Below are 19,334 nucleotides of genomic sequence, written 5' to 3' on the forward strand. Positions count from 1 at the left end.
TGACGTCGGAGATCGCTCCTAGCGTGGCCGCATGCTTCGACCGATCGACCCGACCGATATCCCTCCTCCGCCCGCCTACCGGGTGCCGTGGCGCATCGTGCGCACGGACCCTGCCCACCCCGTCGTGAGCAACGACTCGGCTGAGAGCGCGGACTTCGTGCGGGTGTTCCGCAGCGATCCGGGAGAGTGTTCGACGCAGTGGTGGGGGCAGATGCTGCCGACCGAGAACATGGAGCTGTGCCTGTGCACCGCCGACCTCGATCAGGTGGTGGTCACGATCGCCTGGTTCCGCCCGAGCGACGGCCAGGAATACGTGTGGAAGTTCGTCGGATGACGAGGCCAGCCGACTTCTCGTCGGCGCAGTTCGCGACGGAAGAGTGACGCTCCCGCCAAAGGATCGGACGACCCGTTGTGCGAGGCATCCAACGCAGGAATCATTCGCGCCGCTAGTGTGGAATCCGTGACGGACACCCCTGACCTCTCCACGACCGCCGGCAAGATCGCCGACCTCCGCGCGCGCTACAGCGAAGCGGTGGTCGGCGCCGAGACGAAGGCGAAGGAGAAGCAGCACGCCAAGGGCAAGATGACCGCCCGCGAGCGCATCGAACTCCTCGTCGACCCGGGCAGCTTCGTCGAGTTCGACGAATACGTGCGCCACCGCACCACCGCCTTCGGCATGGACCGCAACCGGCCGTACGGCGACTCCGTCGTCACCGGAACCGGCACGATCCACGGCCGCACCGTCGCCGTCTACTCGCAGGACTTCACCACCTTCGGCGGCTCGCTCGGCGAGGTCTCCGGCGACAAGATCATCAAGATCATGGAGTTCGCGCTCCAGGGCGGCATGCCGATCATCGGCATCCTCGACTCGGGTGGAGCCCGCATCCAGGAGGGCGTGCTGGCCCTCAGCAAGTACGGCGAGATCTTCCGCCTCAACACGCGCTCCTCGGGCGTCATCCCGCAGATCTCCATCATCATGGGCCCGGCCGCCGGCGGCGCCGTCTACGGTCCCGCCCTTACCGACTTCGTCATCATGGTCGACAAGACCAGCCAGATGTTCGTCACCGGCCCCGACGTCATCAAGACCGTCACCGGCGAGGACGTCGGCATGGAGGAGCTCGGCGGAGCCCTCACCCACAACACCCGCTCGGGCGTCGCGCACTACCTCGCCGATGACGAGGACGATGCGATCGACTACGCGCGCACCCTGCTCGGGCACCTCCCCGACAACAACCTCTCGGATGCTCCCGACTACACGAGCGCCTTCGAGTGGGAGACGACCGACTCCGACCGTGTCATGAACACGATCATCCCCGACTCGGCGAACCAGCCCTACGACATCCACACCGTCATCGACCACGTGATCGACGACGACTTCCTCGAGGTGCAGCCGCTGTTCGCCCCGAACATCGTCATCGGCTTCGGCCGCATCGAAGGACGCTCGGTCGGCATCATCGCCAACCAGCCCTCGCAGATGGCCGGAACGCTCAACATCGAGGCCGGCGAGAAGGCCAGCCGCTTCGTGCGCTTCTGCGACGCGTTCTCCATCCCGATCGTCACCCTCGTCGACGTGCCCGGCTACCTGCCCGGCACCGACCAGGAGTGGACCGGCGTCATCCGCCGCGGCGCGAAGCTCATCTACGCCTACGCCGAGGCCACCGTGCCCATGGTCACGGTGATCCTGCGCAAGGCGTACGGCGGCGCATACATCGTCATGGGCTCCAAGCAGCTCGGCGCCGACGTCAACCTCGCCTGGCCCACCGCCGAGATCGCGGTCATGGGCGGCCAGGGAGCGGTCAACATCCTCTACCGCGGCGAGATCCGCAAGGCCGAGGAGAACGGCGAAGACGTCGCCGCTGTGCGCAGCAAGCTCGCCGCCGAATACACGTACGGCGTCACCTCGCCCTTCCTCGCCGCCGAACGCGGCGAGATCGACGGCATCATCGAACCCGCCAACACCCGCGTCGCCATCGCGAAGGCTCTGCGGTCCCTCCGCGGCAAGCGCCAGGAGCTGCCGCCGAAGAAGCACGGGAACATCCCGCTGTGACCGAGCCCGACAAGACCCCCGACGTTCGTCTCATCCGCGGAAACGCGAATGAGGAGGAGATCGCCGCGCTCATCGCCGTCGTCACCGACGCTTATGAGCGAGAGGCGGCAGCCGCCGTCATCGACGAGCCGGTCGTCTCCGCATGGGATCGCACCCGCAGGCCCCTGCGCACGCCGGTTCGCCGGGACATCCCCTGGGGACGCTTCTCCGGCTGAGCGGATGCTCTCAGCAGGCGCTCAACGATCCGCGAGGCGCGGGTTCGTGAAGCGGAGCGTCATGATCTGGAACGGGCGCAGGGACAGCGAGACGTCGCGCGCCGTCGCCGACACGATCGTGCCGTCGTCGGCGCTCCTTTCGAGCACATCGCTCTCGATGACCTCGTCGAACGCGAATCCGGTGGACAAGCTCACCACCGCCCGGCCGCCGTGCACCTCGTAGAGCCGCACGATCAGGTCCCCGCTTCGATCCTCGGCCAGCTTCACCGCCTCGACGATCACGGCGTCCGTCGACAGCGTGACGAGAGGCTCCACCGGGCGGGCCCCGCGCACGGCGCGCGGAGGAAGATTCAACCGGTACCCCTCCTCGACAGCATCCGCGATGCCGGCATCCGGCCGAACACTGACACGGAACGTGTGCTCGCCCTGGTCCGCCTCCGGATCGGGATACAGCGGCGCACGCAGCAACGACAGCCGCACCACCGTCATGCTCCCCCCGCCTGAGCGCGGTGCCCGGGCGATGTCATGGCCATAGGTGGCATCGTTCGCCACCGCGACTCCGAAGCCGCTCTCCCCCACATGCACCCAGCGGTGCGCCACGGTCTCGAAACGCGCCATGTCCCACGAGGTATTGGCGTGCGTCGGCCGGTGCACATGACCGAACTGGATCTCCGACGCCGCCCGCTCCGCATGCACATCCAGGGGGAAGGCCAGCTTCAGCAGCTTCTGCCGCTCATGCCAGTCGACCGTCGTCTCGATGTCCAGAGCCTGCGCGCCCGCCTCGAGGGTGAGGGTCTGCGTGATCCGCGTGGCCCCCCGGCCGCGGATCACGCAGACGATAGCCGCGGTGGGATGCGAGACGATCGCGACGGACTCCGCCTCGACCAGGTCGATGACATGGCGGCGGTAGTTCTCGTCGATGTCCCAGGCGTCCCACTGCGCAGGCGTATCGCGGTGCAGCTGAAGCAGATTCCCCTTCTCTCCCGGCGCGATCGCATTGCGTCCGCTCGGTCGGCCGATGAGCGCGGTCACGAGACCCGCGTCATCGATCCTGACCTCCAGGTGCTCATTCATCAGCACGATCCCATCGGCCGTGCGCACCGCACGAGCAGGGGAAACGGCATCCGGCGACCGACGGGAGACCGACATCCCCGCGGCTCCTCCCCGCGCCAGCGGCCCGGCATTCGCGACGAGCTCGACCTCGCCCTCGCCCACGAGCTCGCTCAGCGCTTCCTTGCTGAGCGCCTCCGTCTGCTCGAGAACCTCCGCATAACGCTGCTCGGCCTCACGGTGCACCCAACCGATCGACGTGCCGGGCAGGATGTCATGGAACTGGTACAGCAGCACGCTCTCCCACAGGCACCGGAAATCGTCATAGGGGTACGGCGCGCCGCGCAGCGCCGCCATCGTCGCCCACAGCTCCGCCGTGCGCAGCTCATGCTCGCTGCGCCGATTACCGCGCTTCATGCGCGCCTGCGACGTGTACGTGCCGCGATGGAACTCGAGATACATCTCGCCCGACCACACGGGCGGATTCGGATACTCCGCCTCCGCCGCCGTGAAGAACCGCTCCGGGCTCGACAACTCGACCTGCGGCGACCCCTCCAGCGAGCGCAGCCGCGCGGCCGCCGCCAGCATCTCGCGGTTCGGCCCGCCACCGCCATCGCCGTACCCGAAGGGCACGAGCGAGGTGTTCGCCTCCCCCTTCTCCGCATACTGCCGCTCGGCGCGAGCCAGATCCGCCGAGGAGAGATCCGACGAGTACGTATCGACCGGAGGGAAATGCGTGAAGATGCGCGACCCGTCCAGGCCTTCCCACCAGAACGTGTGGTGCGGCATCCGATTCGTCTCATTCCACGACATCTTCTGCGTCAGCATCCAGCGTGCCCCGGCCGAGCGCGCGATCTGCGGGAGCGCCGCGGAATAGCCGAATGAATCCGGCAGCCAGACTTCCTGCGTCGACACGCCGAACTCCTCATCGAAGAAGCGCGACCCGTGCAGGAACTGGCGTACGAGCGACTCCCCGCCGGGAAGGTTCGTGTCGCACTCGACCCACATGCCTCCGACGGGGACGAAGCGCCCGGCGGCCACGGCCCCGCTCACCCGTTCGAACAGTTCGGGCTGGGCCTGCTTCAGCCAGGCGTACTGCTGAGCGGAGGATGCAGCGAAGACGAAATCATGCTCCTGCTGCAGCGACAGCACGTTGGAGAAGGTGCGCGCGATCTTGCGCTGCGTCTCGCGCACCGGCCACAACCAGGCCGAATCGATGTGCGCATGACCGATGGCATGAACCCGATGGGCGGAGCCGGATGCCTCGGAGGCGAGCACTCGCGCGAGCGCCGCCCGCGCGTCCGATGCGCTGCCGGAGATGTCGTCCGGGTTGGCGGCGTCGACCATGCGCTCCAGCGCGCGGAGGATCTCCGCGCGCCGGGTCGATTCGGCCGGCAGCTCGTCCACCACTCCGAGGAGGACCGTGGCGTCCTGAAACAGCTCCCACACCGCGGTGTCGCGGATGGCGACATCGGCCCGGCGGAAAACATACAGCGGGTCCGTTCCCGCCGTCGCCGGGTCTCCCAGTGCGGTCGGACGGAATTCTCGGAAGCCCTCTGCCAGGTCGGGATTCGCCGCCGCCTCGAGATAGAACTCGAAGTCGCTGCCCGGCACGCCGTCCAGCGGCACGTGGGCATTGCGCGGCTCGATGGCCTTCACGATCGCCCCATCGGGGCGGTACACGGTGCCCTCGGCCTGGAAGCCGGGCTCGGCCGGAGTGAACCCGAGGTCTATGAGGAGCTCGGCGGGTGATGCTGCCGGTACCGTTCCCCGAAGCCGTATCCACGTCGTACCCCACGGCCGTCCCCAGCTCGTCCCGACGACGAAAGGTTCGTAGACCTTCTGCACCGCTTCAGAGAACGGTACCGGTTCCCCCGGCACCTCCCAACTCGCGAGAGTCAGCGGCGCGAGATCCATGTGCATGTTCGGGCGCAATCGCTCGGATATGAAGCGTCGGACGCGAGCTTCCCCGAGGGCGAACATGTCATGCATTCGGCAACGAACTCCAATGCGAGGTGATGACAGATAGTCAATCGATTGGATTTACCCCTGTCAAGACCATCTTTTGGATGGACGGGGTTCAAGAATCAAGGAGCAGTGCGGATGCTCGGGGCGTGAGGATCTCGTCGAGCACCAGGCACCCGGCCCCGATCGCCCCGACCTCCTCGCCGACAACTGTTCCCGACACCGGGAGACCACGAACCGCCCGCGTCGCGCTCTGCGCCTCCAGAAGCACCGGCAGCACCCGGAGCGCCGTGCGCTCCGCCCGGCTCCAGAACGGTCCGCCCAGCACGACCCGGTCGACATCCAGCATGTTCGTCAGGGACGAGACCAGCACCGAAAAATGCCCGATGGCCTCCTCGAGGATCCGCAGCGCGGGTTGCTCCCCCGCGTCGGCCTGCGCGCACAGCTGGGTGAAGCGCGCATCGACGACCGCGGGCGCATCCGCCTCGGGGGTTGCGCCGAAGAGCCCGGCGTGCTCGGCACGCTGCACGATCGCCGCGGGTGTGCAGACGACATCGACGCATCCGCGGCGGCCGCAGGCGCATGCCGGACCATCCGGATCGACGATGATGTGCCCGACCTCGCCGACATTCCGCGAAGCCCCCCGCACCACATCGCCGTCGATCACGAGCGCGGTGCCGATACCGCTGCCGAGATAGACGAAGAGGAACGATCCGCTCGAGGGATCATCGCCCCTCCACAGCTCGGCCACCGCCGCCGCCGTCGTGTCCTTTTCGAGCGTGACATCGATCCCGGTGGCCGCGGCCAGAGCGTCCCGCAACGGCACGCGATGCCAGGAGTGGAGTTTGGGCGGGTCGATCACCGTGCCCCGTTCGGCGTCCAGGGGCCCCGGCGCCGCGACGCCGATCCCGGCGACGCCATCAGTCGTGATGCCCGCCCCCCTGATCAGATCGGCGACACCATCGGCCATGGCAGTGATCAGCTGATCGGCAGTGCCCGGAGGCGTCCTGCGCGCATCATCGGCGATCACGGACCCTGCGAGGTCCAGGAGCACGAAGGTCATCGTCGTCGGATCCAGATGAACCCCGATCGACAACCGGCTCCCGGCGTTCAACCGCAGCGTCGTGCGCGGCTTCCCGGGGCCGCTGATCGTGCGGCCCGCCTCATCGATCAGACCATCGGCAATGAGACGACGGGTGATGTTCGTCACCGTCTGGGCCGAGAGCCCGGTCGTCTCCACGAGTTCGGTGCGGCTGAGCCCCTCACCCGAACGACGGATCGCCTCGAGGATCACGGACTGATTGAAGTCGCCCATCTTCGGCAGGTTCGTTCCGCGTCGGCGCAAAGTCACGCCCCCATCATGCCCCAGCGGGAGCGGATGCGCGGAAAAGAAATTTTGTCCCCCAAAATACCTACAGACATTGCTCTTGCGCTCGTGCAGACTGGCGTCAACGCCTCGCGTTCGTTCGGTCTCTCTGCCCCAGGGTAGGCAGACGAAGATCGACCAAAGCGGTCAGTTTTCGGGTAACTGATCGCACCTGGCGAGGGGCAGGCGACTACGCCGCCCCTCGCCCATCTCCTTCGTGATTCAGCGCATGCGCGTGATCTCGTGCCACAGGTCGACCGAATCCTCATCGGCGGACTCCAGCACACCGGACCGCCCGACGACCGTTACGGCCATGCGCTCATCGCGGGCCGCACGGATGATGATCCGCGCGCTGGATGCCTCGCCCAGCACGCCGGCGAGCTCGTCGCGGATCTCCGAGCGCCGCTGCTCGTCGAGGCCGTCGAGGCCTCCCTCATCGAACACCGTCACCACGGCCCCCCGCATGCGCGCGGCATTGATCGACTCGCGCACCGCTTCGTTGAGCAGGCTCGCCCCGCGCAGTTCGTCGCGCAGACGCCCCTCGGCCATCCGAGCGGCCTCGCGCTCCGCGTCATCGAGATGCCCGCGAGCAGCGACCGTGCGGGCAAGGACCGGTCCGGCGACGTCGAGCGCGTATTGCACGCGCAGGCGACGCTCCCGCTGCCGCACGAGCTGCGTCGCATGCCAGGAGGACACGGCGCGCTGGATGTCGGCGAGATGCTCGGTGTCGCGCACCGCGCGATCCCAGAACAGCACGAGCAGGTGCGCGACGAGCGTCCACATGATCGAGCCGACGAGACCGAACTCCAGCGCCACCGTGACCCCCAGATGCACCGAGGATCCGATGACGAGGGCGACGAGCACCAACCACCCCTCGATGCTCCGGCGCCGGACGATGCACACGACGGCGAGGACGCCGAGCGCCCCGATGTACCACGTCGCGAACGGCGCGGTGAGGGACTCGGGCGCCAGCGAAGCGCTGACCATCGTCGGAATCGCCGTCCCCGCGATGACCGCGACGATGCCCCAGAACAGCGGCATCCGTGCGCCGTCGGAGGCGTCGACGAGCGTCACCGCCAGGATCACGACGAGATAGAGGAGGATTGCGGCGATCATCAGCAGCGGCGCCGTCGGCTGAACCGTCCACCACACGGCGCGTGCGGCGAAGTAGACGGAGAAGCCGACGGCCAGAGCCGTGGCGACCGTGCGCACGGAGAGGTTCATGCGCGCTCCCATTTCAGCCAGACCGTCGTACCCGTGGCATCCGAATCGATGCGGGCCGTGCCCGCGACGCCCGCCATGCGGGCGATGATCGACGCACGGATGCCGAGTCGATCCTCACGGATCCGGGCGAGGTCGAACCCCGTGCCCGTATCGGAGACGGCGACCGTCACACCCGAGGTCTCGCCCGAAGACACGGAGACGTGGAGCCCGCGCCCCTGCGCGTGCGTGAGCGCATTTCCGATCGCCTGCCGCGCGGCGAGCACGATGGCGCGTGCGGCGCGGCCCGGAACCGTCACGGGATCACCGCACGCCTCCACGCTCGCATCCGCTCCGAGCTCGGACAGCGTCCGCCGCAGCTCGGCGATCATCTGCACGGTCGAGACCGGCTCGTCGCTGCCCTCCTCGGCAGAGAGCGCCTCGGCGTTCGCGAGCCGGGTCAGCGCTTCCCGAGCCATCGCCACCGACAGTTCGCGCGCGCGATCCGTGTCGGCGCGCTCCACGGCGATCAGCGCGGCGAGCACGCTGTCATGCATGAGTGCGGCCAGCTCGACGCGCTCCTCCTCGGCCGCAGCAGCCGCCGCAGCCGCCGCATAGGAGGCGACCGCCTGGCCGCGCACCTCGTCAACGCCCGCGGCGACCGAGCGGAACATCCACCCGAGGGCGAGCAGCACGATGCCGAGGATGAGGGTGAAGGTGACGTCGAAGGCGTTCATCGTCCAGCACCGGGTGGAGAAGTCCCCCTCGGCCAGCCGGACTGCGCCATAGATGAGCGGCACGGCGATCGCCCAGATGAGCTGCCCCCAGAGCCGGAAGGCGAGAACCGCCGCCACGACGCCGACGTTGACGAGGAAGAAGATCCATGGTTGACCGCCCTCCCTGCCGCTCGTGCCCACGACGAACGGCCAGCAGGAGAGCGCCACGACGTAGACCACCGCGAAGATTCCGGCGGCCATGCCCACGAACCGCCCCAGCACGCAGGCGGCGAGCATGCCGATCAGCGGCGCATAGACGGCCACGAGCAGCACGATGTATCCGAGATCCACGCCTTGTGAGCTGCCGGCGATCGCCGCCACCAGCCCCTGCGCTCCCAGCAGCGTCGATCCGATCGCTACGACCGTGGCGAGGATGCGCTCCATGCGCTTGGCCGTGAACCGCTCGAAGGCCGTCTCCGCCGTTCCCGGTGACGGGATCTGGCTCCAGGCCTGCTCGAGCGTCGCCTCAGTCGCCACTCGATGATCCATCGACGAGCATGATGCCGTCTTCCACCGCCCGGCGCAGCAGTTCGATCTTCGTGCGCGCGGGACGCCCGACCTCGACGTACTTCACCCGAACACGCGTGATGTTCTCCTTCGCCGTGGAATAGGCCACGCCCAGTCGCTCGGCGACGACCTTCAGCGGCAGCCCCGCCGCATACAGCCGCAGGACCTCCCGCTCGCGCACGGAGAGCTGCGCGTCCGCGAACGCCCGGTCGCCGTCGACGGCACTGGCCCATTCGACGTTGTTGAGCGCCTCGCCCCCGGCGACCGTGCGGATGGCTCCGAGCACATCGTCGAGGGAGGAGGATTTGCTGACCACTCCCGCGGCTCCCGCCGCGAGCGCCTCGCGGACCGCAGCCGGCCGGTCGGCGACGCTGTGGATGACGACGGCGGCGCCGTCGGCGACGAGTCGGCCGACGTTCTCGGTCACGGTCGTGCCGTCGCCGAGCGTCAGATCGAGCACGATCACATCAGCCGGCTGCACCCCCGCCTCGCGCCGCCACGCCAGGTAGGAGTTGACGGTGCTTCCGGAGAAAACAACCTCTTGAGAGCCGTCGCGCTCACAGGCCAGCTCGAGCCCGAGGCGGACGGACTCGTGGTCATCGATGAGGGCGATCCTGCTCATAGCCCCCAGTCTATCGATTCCCTGTGAACTCATGCCGTCAGCAGGGCGACGACCTCGAAGTGATGGGAGTGCGGGAACAGGTCGAAGGCCTCGAGCGAGGCGACGTTCCATCCGAGCTCGCGGAAGGTGCCGAGGTCGCGCGCCAGCGCCACCGGGTCGCAGGCCACATAGGTGATCGCCTGCGGCTTCAGAGCATGGATGCCGTCGACCACGGCGCGACCGGCGCCCGCGCGGGGCGGATCGAGGACCACCGCGCCGACCTTCGTGTCCCCCGAGAACCCGTCGAGGTACCGGTCGACCCGCGCCGTGACCGCGGCGACGTCGACGTCTTCGAGATTGTGCTTGGCGTGCTCGGTCGCACGTCGACTCGACTCGACCGTGACGATCTGGCGCGCACCGAGATCCGCGAGAGTGGCGGCGAACAGGCCGACCCCGCCATAGAGGTCCAGGTGGGTGAGCTCCGGGTCGACGCGGTCGGCGAGCGTGCGGCGCACCGCGGCATCGAGCGTCTCCGCCGCGCGCGGGTGCACCTGCCAGAAGCCGTCCGCATCCACGCGGAAGGCGCGCTCGCCCACACGTTCGATGATGACGTCGGCAGGCTGGCGCTTGCCCTTCTCCGGGCGGCGGATGACGTGGACCTGCTGGTCCGCGGACTGCACGAGGTCGATGCGGCCGGGCTTGGCGTTCTTCTGCGACAGCGCTTCGGCGGCCACACGGCGGCGGGCCAGCGGGTGCGAGCTCACCGGGATCACACGGTGGCTGCGGGCTGCGAAGGGCCCGACGATGCCGTCGTCGTCGACGTGCAGGGAGACGCGCGTTCGCCATCCCGTGCCGTCGCCCTCGTCGACGGCCTGAACCTCGGGCGCCGTCAGCCCCGCACCGGCGAACTTGTCGAGGGCCTCCTGCAGCACTTGCCGCTTGAGCGTGCGCTGATGCGACAGCTCGATGTGTCCGAGGTCGGCTCCACCGGCACGATCCTCGGGCGCGCGCGAGACGTCGGCCTCGGGCCACACGTGTGCTCGTCGGTGCGGAGAGGGCTCGAGCACCTCGACCGTCTCGCCGCGCCAGAACTTCTTCTTGGCCGCGGCCTCGGCGCTCGAGCCGGGCGCGGGATCCGTGATGCGCACGCGCACGCGCTCACCGGGGATCGCGTCGGAGACGAACACCACGCGCCCCTCGTGACGAGCGATGAACGTGCCGCCATGGGCGATACCGGTGATGTCGAGGTCGAGCAGCTGGCCCGAAGAGGAAGTCATCCCTCCAGGATCCCACGTCTGTTCGGACATTGCCTGCATGCGGCGCTCTACGCTGGAGGAATGCAGGTCTGCCTCGCTTCCACCTCCCCCGCCCGTCTCATGCTGCTGCGCCAGGTCGGGATCGAACCGATCACGCGAGCCCCCGAGACGGATGAGGATGCCGTGGCCGCCGCAGCGGCGGCCGAACGCGGCGGCCGCCTCCCCCCGGCCGACATGGTCCTCCTCCTCGCCCGCGCGAAAGCGGCTGATGTCGCGGAGCGCCTCGTGACGCAGCACCCTGATTTCGACGGCATCGTGATCGGCGGCGATTCGATGTTCGCCCTCGATGGCCGCGTCTACGGCAAGCCGTACACCGCGGAGGAGGCGACCCGCCGCTGGCGCGACGAGATGCGCGGAGCGACCGGCATCCTCCACTCCGGCCACTCCGTCTTCCGTCTGACCCCGGGCTCGGCGCCGGTCGAGGCGACCGCCGTGGCCGAGGCATCCGTCACCTTCGCCGCTGACGTCACCGACGCCGAGATCGATGCCTACGTGGCCTCGGGCGAACCGTTGCACGTCGCCGGAGCATTCACCGTCGATAGCCTGGGCGGCGCGTTCATCACGCGCGTCGAGGGCGATCCCTCGACCGTCGTGGGCATGTCGGTCTCGACGCTGCGTTCCTTGACCCGCGAGCTCGGCGTCGCCTGGACCGATCTGTGGTCGTAGACATCCCTCTACGTTTTTGCGTCTTTCTTGTCGAGAGTACTCAAAGGGATCAGCCCTGATCTCGATAGGCTGACACTCATGCCAATCGAGAAGGTGCTCATCGCCAACCGCGGAGAGATCGCCGTACGCATCATCCGCGCCGCTCGTGATTCGGGGATCTCCTCGGTCGCCGTATACGCCGATCAGGATCGTGACGCCCTGCACACGCGCCTGGCCGATGAGGCCTACTCGCTCGACGGCGAGACGAGCGCTGCGACCTACCTGCAGATCGACAAGATCCTCTCCGTGGCCCGCCGCGCCGGAGCCGATGCCATTCACCCCGGTTACGGATTCCTCGCCGAGAACGCAGACTTCGCCCGCGCCGTCATCGGCGCCGGCTTGATCTGGATCGGCCCCTCGCCCGAAGCCATCGAATCGCTCGGCGACAAGGTCACGGCGCGTCAGGTCGCCGAGAAGGTCGGCGCACCGCTCGCCCCCGGCACGCCCGGCCCCGTCGAGAGCGCCGACGAGGTCATCGCCTTCGCGGAGGAAGTCGGCCTCCCCATCGCCATCAAGGCCGCCTACGGCGGCGGCGGACGCGGCCTCAAGGTCGCCCGCGAGCTCGACGAGGTCGCCGAGCTCTTCGAATCGGCCACCCGCGAGGCCGTCGCCGCCTTCGGACGCGGCGAGTGCTTCGTCGAGAAGTACCTCGACAAGCCGCGTCACGTCGAGACCCAGTGCCTGGCGGATGCCGCGGGCAACGTCGTCGTCATCTCCACCCGCGACTGCTCGCTGCAGCGCCGCCACCAGAAGCTCGTCGAGGAGGCCCCCGCGCCGTTCCTCACGGATGACCAGAACGCCCAGCTGTACGCGGCGTCCAAGGCCATCCTCCAGGAGGTCGGCTACGTGGGAGCCGGAACATGCGAGTTCCTCATCGGCGCGGACGGCACCGTGTCGTTCCTCGAGGTGAACACCCGCCTCCAGGTCGAACACCCCGTCTCCGAGGAGATCACCGGTATCGACCTGGTGCGCGAGCAGTTCCGCATCGCCGCCGGCGGCACCATCGATTACGACGACCCGACGCCGCAGGGCCACTCCTTCGAGTTCCGCATCAACGGCGAGGACCCGGGCCGCGGATTCCTCCCCCAGCCCGGCCCCATCCACGTCTTCAAGACGTTCGGAGGCCCCGGCATCCGCCTCGACTCCGGCGTCACCGCCGGCGACGCCGTCTCGGGCGCCTTCGACTCGCTGCTGGCCAAGATCATCGTCACTGGCCGCACCCGCGCCGAGGCCCTCGAGCGCTCGCGTCGGGCCCTTGAGGAATTCGAGGTCGCGGGGCTGCCGACCGTGCTGCCCTTCCACCGCAAGGTCGTCAGCGACCCCGCCTTCACCGCCGAGAACGGCGAGTTCGGCGTCTTCACCCGCTGGATCGAGACCGAGTTCGACAACGACATCCCCGCCTGGGACGGCGAGCTCGAGGCGCCGGCCGAGGCCGAGAGCCGTCACACGGTCGTCGTCGAGGTCGCCGGAAAGCGACTCGAGGTGAGCCTGCCCGACCGTGTGACGGTCGCCGCCGGCGCCGTCGGACGTCCCGCGGCCGTCCCGCCGTCGCGCCGCAATCACACCATGCAGGTGTCCTCCAGCGCTTCCGGCGACGCGGTCAAGTCCCCCATGCAGGCCACGATCGTCAAGCTCGCCGTCGAGGAGGGCCAGGAGGTCGTCAAGGGCGACCTCGTCGTCGTCCTCGAGGCGATGAAGATGGAGCAGCCCCTCCAGGCGCACAAGGACGGCGTGATCGGCAACATCAACGCCGAACCCGGCGCGACCATCGCCGCCGGACACCAACTGCTCACCATCAGCTGATCCGCCGGCCAGCCAAACGCCGAGACCCCGCTTTACCGACGAGACCCCGTCTTGCCCTCGCTGGTAGGACGGGGTCTCGTCGTTGTGACGGGGGCTCGACGCCGGCACCCTCTACTGTGGGCTCTGACACCGGATTTCGGGCAGAGGGGGCACCGTGACCGAGGTAGACGAGCTGCGACGCAGATTGGCCGTGCTCGAGCAGGAGAACGAGCTGTTGCGCTCCGCGGCGAAGGGCGGGGGTGCGCGCGCCGGCCGCGGCCGCGCCGCCCTCTCGTTCATCCTGATCGCCATCGCGCTGGTTCTGGCACCGGTCGCGGCGCTGGGCAGCTGGGCGCGAATGCAGCTGGTCGACACGGACCGGTTCGTCGCGACGTTCGCGCCGTTGGCCGAGGATGCCTCGGTGCAGGCCTTCGTCGCCGATGAGGTGACCGCGGCGATCATCGAGCAGATCGACGTCGATGCCCTCGTCGGCGAAGTCTTCGACGGCGTACGAGAGCTCGGCATGCCGCCGAAGGCATCCGCGGCGCTGAGCCTGTTGGAGGGGCCCGCGGCTCAGGGCGTGCAGACGCTGATCGGCGACGTCGTCGTGCAGGTCGTCGCCTCCCCCGCGTTCGCCGAGGTATGGGCGGGCTCGCTGCGCATCACCCACGCGAATGCCGTCGCGCTCATCCAGGGCGATCCCGCGGCCGCCGTGCAGCTCGCCGAGGACGGCACCCTATCGCTGCAACTCGACGTGATCGTCTCGACGGTGAAGGCGCAGCTGATGGACCGTGGCGTCGGCTTCGCGGACTTGATCCCGCGGATCGACCGGGAGATCCCGATTCTTCAGGCGGATGCCCTGATCCTCGCGCGCACCGTGTACACCGTCGCCGTCACAGCGGGTTATTGGATGCCGTGGGTCGTTCTCGCGCTGCTCATCGCCGGAGTGGCGATCGCACGACGCCCGGTGCACGCCCTGGCCTGGACCGCGGGGCTCCTCGCCGCGACATTCGCGCTGTTCGCCGCCGCGCTCGGGGTCGGACGGCTGTTCTTCATCCAGACGATGAGCCCCGCCATCATGCCGGAGTCCGCTGCCACCGCGCTCTTCTCACAGGTGACGCTGCTGCTGAGGTCGACCGCGGTCGCTCTCGCCGTGCTCGCCGCATTCATCGCTCTCGGCGCCTGGTTCGCCGGATCCACCGTCGCCGCCCGCAGGCTCCGTCGCGCGGCGGCTCACGGCAGCGCGGCCCTGCGGGACGCCGGCGAACGCCACGGCATCACGACCGGACGCGTCGGCCGCTTCGTCGAACGCTGGCGCGCGGCGATCATCGTCATGATCCTCGCCCTCACCGTGGTCCTGATCTTCTCGGCCCCGACCACGGTGGGATCGGTCATCGGCATCGTGATCGGTGCGTCTGTCGCCTTCCTGTTCGTGGAACTCGTGCGCCGACCCGCGGATCCGACCCCGGAATCGGCCGATCGCTGATCAGCTCATGTTGACGAGGTGCATCGCGCGCGAGGCATCCGTGATACTCGAGGACAGCGACGGGTACGCCGCGAACACGCGCGAGACCTGGTCGACCGTCAAACGACGCTCGACGGCGACCGCGATCGGGTAGATCAGCTCCGACGCCTTCGGCGCGACGATCACACCGCCGATCACCGTGCCCGACCCCTTTCGGGCGATCAGCTTGACGAACCCGTCCTTGATGCCCATCATCTTCGCGCGGGGGTTGGCCGCGAGCGGCAGCTTGTAGACGAGCCCGTCGACGACGCCGTCCTCGACGTCCTGCTCGCCGTGACCGACCGTGGCGATCTCGGGCGCCGTGAAGATGTTCGAGGTGATCTTGATCTTCTCCAGCGGGATCACGATGTCGCCCAGGGCGTGGAAGACGGCCGTGCGGCCCTGCATGGAGGCGACGGATGCCAGGGGGAAGAAGTTCGTGCAGTCGCCGACCGCGTAGATGTTCGGCACGGAGGTGCGCGCGACCTTGTTCACGCGCACGTGACCGGACTCGGTCAGCTCGACGCCGGCGTCCTCCAGGCCGATCTCGGCCGTGTTCGGGATCGATCCGACAGCCATGAGGCAGTGGCTGCCCTCGACGACCCGACCATCCGCGAGGGAGACCTTCACCCCCGTCTCGGTGCGCTCGACGAGGTCCGCGCGCGACTTCGACAGCACGGTCATGCCGCCGCGCTTGAAGACCTTCTCGAGCACGCGGGCCGCGTCCTGGTCGGAACCGGGCAGCACCTGGTCGCGGCTGGAGACGAGCGTCACCTTGGCGCCGAGGTTCATGTAGGCCGAGGCGAACTCCGCACCCGTCACTCCGGAGCCCACGACGATCAGATGCTCGGGAAGAGCCTTCATGTCGTACAGCTGCGTCCAGGTGAGGATGCGCTCCCCATCGGGCTTCGCGGAATCGAGCTCGCGCGGCGATGCACCCACCGAGACGACGATGGTGTCGGCCTCGACGCGGTCGAAGTCGGTGCCGCCGGGGCCGGTGGCGACGATAATGGCGTTCGTGCCCTCGAGGCGCCCATGACCGGAGATGATGCGCACGCCCGACTCGATGAGCGTCGTGCGCATGTCCTCGGACTGCTGACCGGCCAGCGCGATGAGCCGCTTGTTGACCGCGGCGAGGTTGATCGCGATCTCCGGCTTGAGCGGCTTGCCCTTGTCGCCCTTCGCGTAGAACTGGACGCCCAGATCGCTCGCCTCCGCGATGGCGACAGCGGCATCGGCCGTCGCGATGAGGCTCTTCGAGGGCACGACGTCGGTGAGGACGGCAGAGCCGCCGACGCCGACGCGCTCTACCAGGGTCACCTCCGCACCGAGCTGAGCCGCGGCGAGCGCCGCTTCATAACCGCCGGGACCGCCGCCGAGGACGGCGACGCGCTGAGTGCGCTCGAAAGGAGTGGAAGCCATATCCCCATTCTCCCGCAATCCTCGCTGAGAACCCGCCATCTTCCTTAGAGTGGAACCATGACCGACATTCATGACAACCCTCTCGATGCGCCGAACGCGGACCCGTTCGAGATCGCAGCTCGCGCCGCCGCAGACATCGCGCGGCTCACCGGCGTCGAGAACCACGACATCGCCCTCACGCTCGGCAGCGGCTGGGGCAAGGCCGCCGAGCTCATCGGCGAGACGATCGCGACGATCCCGGCCACCGAGGTCACCGGCTTCTCGAAGCCCGCGCTGGCCGGCCACGTCGGAACCCTCCGCAGCATCCGCACCCCCGGGGGCAAGAACGTCCTCGTGATCGGCGCACGCACGCACTACTACGAGAACCACGGCGTCCGCCGCGTCGTGCACAGCGTGCGCACCGCCGCCGCGACCGGGGCGAAGATCATGGTGCTCACCAACGGCGCCGGGGGCGCCCGCGAGAGCTGGAAGCCCGGCCAGCCGGTGCTCATCAGCGACCACATCAACCTCACGGCCGACTCGCCGCTCGAGGGCGCGACGTTCATCGACCTGACGGATCTGTACTCGACCCGCCTGCGCGATGTCGCCCGCACGATCGATCCCTCGCTCGACGAGGGCGTCTACACGCAGTTCCGCGGACCGCACTACGAGACCCCGGCCGAGGTGCAGATGGCCAAGAAGATGGGCGGTGACATCGTCGGCATGTCGACGGCCCTGGAGGCGATCGCCGCCCGTGAGGCCGGCATGGAGATCCTCGGCTTCTCGCTGATCACGAACCTCGCCGCCGGCATCCAGAAGACCCCGCTCAGCCACACCGAGGTGATCGAGGCCGGTCAGGCCGCCGAACCGGTGATCTCCGCACTGCTGGCCCGTGTCGTGGAGGCCCTGTGAGCGAGCAGACCCAGATCCGCCTCTCCCAGGCGCGCGCCTGGTTACGCCAGGACCCGGATGCCGAGACCCGCGACGAGCTGGCCGCGATCATCACCCGGGCCGGTGCCGGCGAGGCCGCAGCCCTCGCCGATCTCGACGATCGTTTCGCCACGCGCCTCGCCTTCGGCACCGCCGGGCTCCGCGGCGAGCTGGGTGCGGGCAGCAACCGCATGAACCGGGTGCTCGTCGCCCAGGCCGCGGCCGGATTCGCCGGATATCTCATCGAGCACGCGGCGGGCCCCGCACCGACCGTCGTGATCGGTTACGACGGCCGCCGCAACTCGCGCCGCTTCGCGCTCGACTCGGCGGAGGTCTTCGCCGGTGCGGGGCTGCGGACAATCCTGCTGCCGCGCCTGCTGCCGACGCCCGTGCTCGCCTTCGCCGTGCGCTACTTCGGCGCGGACGCGGGCGTCATGGTCACCGCCAGCCACAACCCGCCCAACGACAACGGCTACAAGGTGTACCTGGGCGGCGCCGATGGCGGCTCCCAGATCGTGGCACCCGCGGATGCGGAGATCGCCGCCCACATCCAGCGCATCGCCGACGCGGGCGACATCGGCGCTCTCGCCCGTTCGCAGGATTACGAGGTCGCCGGGGAGAGGGTCGTCGAGGCGTACGTCGCGGCGACGGCCGCCGTCGCCCCGGCGCCGGCATCCGCCCGCAAGCTCACCTGGGTCTACACGGCCATGCACGGCGTCGGCTGGGAGACGTTCGCGCGCATCCTGGATGCCGCGGGCTACCCCCGGCCGAAGGCCGTGTTCGACCAGCTCGAGCCGGACCCCACCTTCCGCACGGTCGCCTTCCCCAACCCGGAGGAGCCGGGCGCGATGGATCTCGCGTTCGCCGCGGGCCGACGCACCCGCGCGGACTTCATCCTCGCGAACGACCCCGATGCCGACCGTCTCGCGGTCGCGATCCCGGATACGACCGCTGCGGGCGGCTGGCGCCGTCTGAGCGGCAACGAGATCGGCCTGCTGCTGGGTGCCCGCGCGGCCCGCGCGGCGGAGGGCACGCCGGGCGCTTCGCTGGCATGCTCGCTGGTCTCCTCCCCCGGCCTCGGCACGATCGCGGCCCGCCACGGGCTGGACTTCCACGAGACCCTGACCGGTTTCAAATGGATCTCGCGTGCTCCCGGCATGGTCTTCGGCTTCGAGGAGGCCCTGGGCTACCTTGTGAACCCCGAGACGGTGCGTGACAAGGACGGCATCTCCGCGGCGATCGCCGTGCTCGGTCTCGCCGCCGAGGCACGCGAACGCGGTGAGACGCTCGCGACGCTCATCTCCGAGCTCGGAGACGCGTACGGGCACGTCGCCAGCGGGCAGGTATCGGTGCGCGTCGATGACATCGCGGTGATCGCGAAGATCATGCTGTCGTTGCGCACGACTGCGCCGGCGGAGTTCGGCGGCCTTGCGATCACCGAGGCCGATGATCTGCTCCAGGCCGCACCGGGCGAACCGTCCGGCGATGTGCTGCGCTACCGCCTCGCGGGCGGATCGCGCGTCATCGTGCGCCCGAGCGGCACCGAGCCGAAGCTGAAGATCTATCTGGATGCGCAGGCCGATACTCCCGAGGAGGCGCAGACGATCGTCTCCGCGCTCGAGGCCGGTGCGCGGGCTCTGCTGGAGGAGCGCTCCTGAGCGCCGGCGGATGATGCCCGTCCGTCAGGTGAGGATCACGGTCCCGGGCGGCGCGCATGCGCGCCCGGTGGCCGAGCTCGTCCGTCTCGCCGCCGAGCACTCGGATCCGGTGACCCTGCGCACGCACGATGGCACGGTCGTGGATCTGTCGAGTGTGCTGGCCGTCATGGACCTCGCCTTGGAGATCGGAGACGAGGTGTCCCTCGAGACGGCTCCGTCACCGGAGGCGGATGCTGTGCTGGCCGCCCTGGCGCAGGCGCTCGATCCGGTCTCCTGACGTTCCCTCGGAACGCCTGAGGCCCCTTCGATCC

At 69.0% G+C, this 19,334-nt stretch carries 16 protein-coding genes; 9 read left to right on the top strand and 7 right to left on the bottom strand.

Annotated features, from left to right (window positions below; translation table 11 throughout):
* The first annotated feature begins 31 nt into the window (after positions 1 to 31).
* The 3 genes from ACWAUG_RS05360 to ACWAUG_RS05370 all read left to right on the top strand — a co-directional run bounded on the left by ACWAUG_RS05360 (position 32) and on the right by ACWAUG_RS05370 (position 2,262).
* Positions 32 to 334: a hypothetical protein gene (locus ACWAUG_RS05360; protein ID WP_460801739.1), complete on the top strand. Its 303-nt coding sequence runs from the start codon at positions 32 to 34 to the stop codon at positions 332 to 334.
* 117 nt (positions 335 to 451) lie between these two features.
* Entirely contained in the window at positions 452 to 2,047 is a 1,596-nt protein-coding gene (locus ACWAUG_RS05365) for an acyl-CoA carboxylase subunit beta (protein ID WP_298037981.1), read from the top strand.
* Complete coding sequence (locus ACWAUG_RS05370) at positions 2,044 to 2,262, top strand: acyl-CoA carboxylase subunit epsilon (protein ID WP_298037979.1); 219 nt, start codon at positions 2,044 to 2,046, stop codon at positions 2,260 to 2,262. Before ACWAUG_RS05365 ends, ACWAUG_RS05370 begins: the two co-directional genes overlap by 4 nt.
* Positions 2,263 to 2,283: 21 nt before the next feature.
* Here the strand turns inward: ACWAUG_RS05370 and ACWAUG_RS05375 are convergent, their stop codons facing one another.
* The 6 genes from ACWAUG_RS05375 to ACWAUG_RS05400 all read right to left on the bottom strand — a co-directional run bounded on the left by ACWAUG_RS05375 (position 2,284) and on the right by ACWAUG_RS05400 (position 11,004).
* Complete coding sequence (locus ACWAUG_RS05375; protein WP_460801741.1) at positions 2,284 to 5,304, bottom strand: alpha-mannosidase; 3,021 nt, start codon at positions 5,302 to 5,304, stop codon at positions 2,284 to 2,286.
* A gap of 88 nt (positions 5,305 to 5,392) precedes the next feature.
* Positions 5,393 to 6,628 (bottom strand): ROK family transcriptional regulator, encoded by a 1,236-nt coding sequence (locus ACWAUG_RS05380; protein WP_460801742.1) that lies wholly within the window; start codon positions 6,626 to 6,628, stop codon positions 5,393 to 5,395.
* Positions 6,629 to 6,865: 237 nt separating this feature from the next.
* The gene (locus ACWAUG_RS05385; protein WP_460801744.1) at positions 6,866 to 7,867 is read right to left on the bottom strand and encodes a hypothetical protein; all 1,002 of its coding nucleotides are present in this window, start codon (positions 7,865 to 7,867) and stop codon (positions 6,866 to 6,868) included.
* Positions 7,864 to 9,096 (bottom strand): sensor histidine kinase, encoded by a 1,233-nt coding sequence (locus ACWAUG_RS05390; protein ID WP_460801746.1) that lies wholly within the window; start codon positions 9,094 to 9,096, stop codon positions 7,864 to 7,866. The genes ACWAUG_RS05385 and ACWAUG_RS05390 overlap by 4 nt, the downstream gene beginning before the upstream one ends.
* Positions 9,086 to 9,748 (bottom strand): response regulator, encoded by a 663-nt coding sequence (locus tag ACWAUG_RS05395; protein ID WP_460801748.1) that lies wholly within the window; start codon positions 9,746 to 9,748, stop codon positions 9,086 to 9,088. The genes ACWAUG_RS05390 and ACWAUG_RS05395 overlap by 11 nt, the downstream gene beginning before the upstream one ends.
* 29 nt (positions 9,749 to 9,777) lie before the next feature.
* Positions 9,778 to 11,004, bottom strand: coding sequence for a class I SAM-dependent RNA methyltransferase (locus tag ACWAUG_RS05400; protein ID WP_298037966.1), 1,227 nt, complete (start codon positions 11,002 to 11,004; stop codon positions 9,778 to 9,780).
* A 60-nt stretch (positions 11,005 to 11,064) separates the two neighbouring features.
* Here ACWAUG_RS05400 and ACWAUG_RS05405 point away from each other — a divergent pair, with 60 nt between their 5' ends.
* The 3 genes from ACWAUG_RS05405 (at position 11,065) to ACWAUG_RS05415 (ending at position 15,016) form a co-directional block, all read left to right on the top strand.
* Complete coding sequence (locus tag ACWAUG_RS05405; RefSeq protein WP_298037963.1) at positions 11,065 to 11,709, top strand: Maf family protein; 645 nt, start codon at positions 11,065 to 11,067, stop codon at positions 11,707 to 11,709.
* Between the two features lie 78 nt (positions 11,710 to 11,787).
* Complete coding sequence (locus ACWAUG_RS05410) at positions 11,788 to 13,551, top strand: acetyl/propionyl/methylcrotonyl-CoA carboxylase subunit alpha (protein ID WP_460801750.1); 1,764 nt, start codon at positions 11,788 to 11,790, stop codon at positions 13,549 to 13,551.
* A gap of 154 nt (positions 13,552 to 13,705) precedes the next feature.
* A complete protein-coding gene (locus ACWAUG_RS05415; protein ID WP_460801752.1) occupies positions 13,706 to 15,016 on the top strand; it encodes a hypothetical protein in 1,311 nt (436 codons plus the stop codon).
* Here the strand turns inward: ACWAUG_RS05415 and ACWAUG_RS05420 are convergent, their stop codons facing one another.
* On the bottom strand, positions 15,017 to 16,456 hold the full coding sequence (locus ACWAUG_RS05420; protein ID WP_298037956.1) for an NAD(P)H-quinone dehydrogenase: 1,440 nt from the start codon (positions 16,454 to 16,456) through the stop codon (positions 15,017 to 15,019).
* Positions 16,457 to 16,513: 57 nt separating this feature from the next.
* On the opposite strand from ACWAUG_RS05420, the gene ACWAUG_RS05425 reads away from it, so the two are divergent.
* The 3 genes from ACWAUG_RS05425 to ACWAUG_RS05435 are packed head-to-tail and all read left to right on the top strand — an operon-like array spanning position 16,514 to position 19,300.
* A complete protein-coding gene (locus ACWAUG_RS05425) occupies positions 16,514 to 17,347 on the top strand; it encodes a purine-nucleoside phosphorylase (RefSeq protein ID WP_298037953.1) in 834 nt (277 codons plus the stop codon).
* Positions 17,344 to 19,023, top strand: coding sequence for a phospho-sugar mutase (locus ACWAUG_RS05430; RefSeq protein ID WP_460801754.1), 1,680 nt, complete (start codon positions 17,344 to 17,346; stop codon positions 19,021 to 19,023). Before ACWAUG_RS05425 ends, ACWAUG_RS05430 begins: the two co-directional genes overlap by 4 nt.
* A gap of 13 nt (positions 19,024 to 19,036) precedes the next feature.
* Positions 19,037 to 19,300, top strand: coding sequence for an HPr family phosphocarrier protein (locus tag ACWAUG_RS05435; RefSeq protein ID WP_460801804.1), 264 nt, complete (start codon positions 19,037 to 19,039; stop codon positions 19,298 to 19,300).
* The last annotated feature ends 34 nt before the right edge of the window (positions 19,301 to 19,334 follow it).

This window comes from Microbacterium sp. GXF6406 (assembly GCF_054798215.1).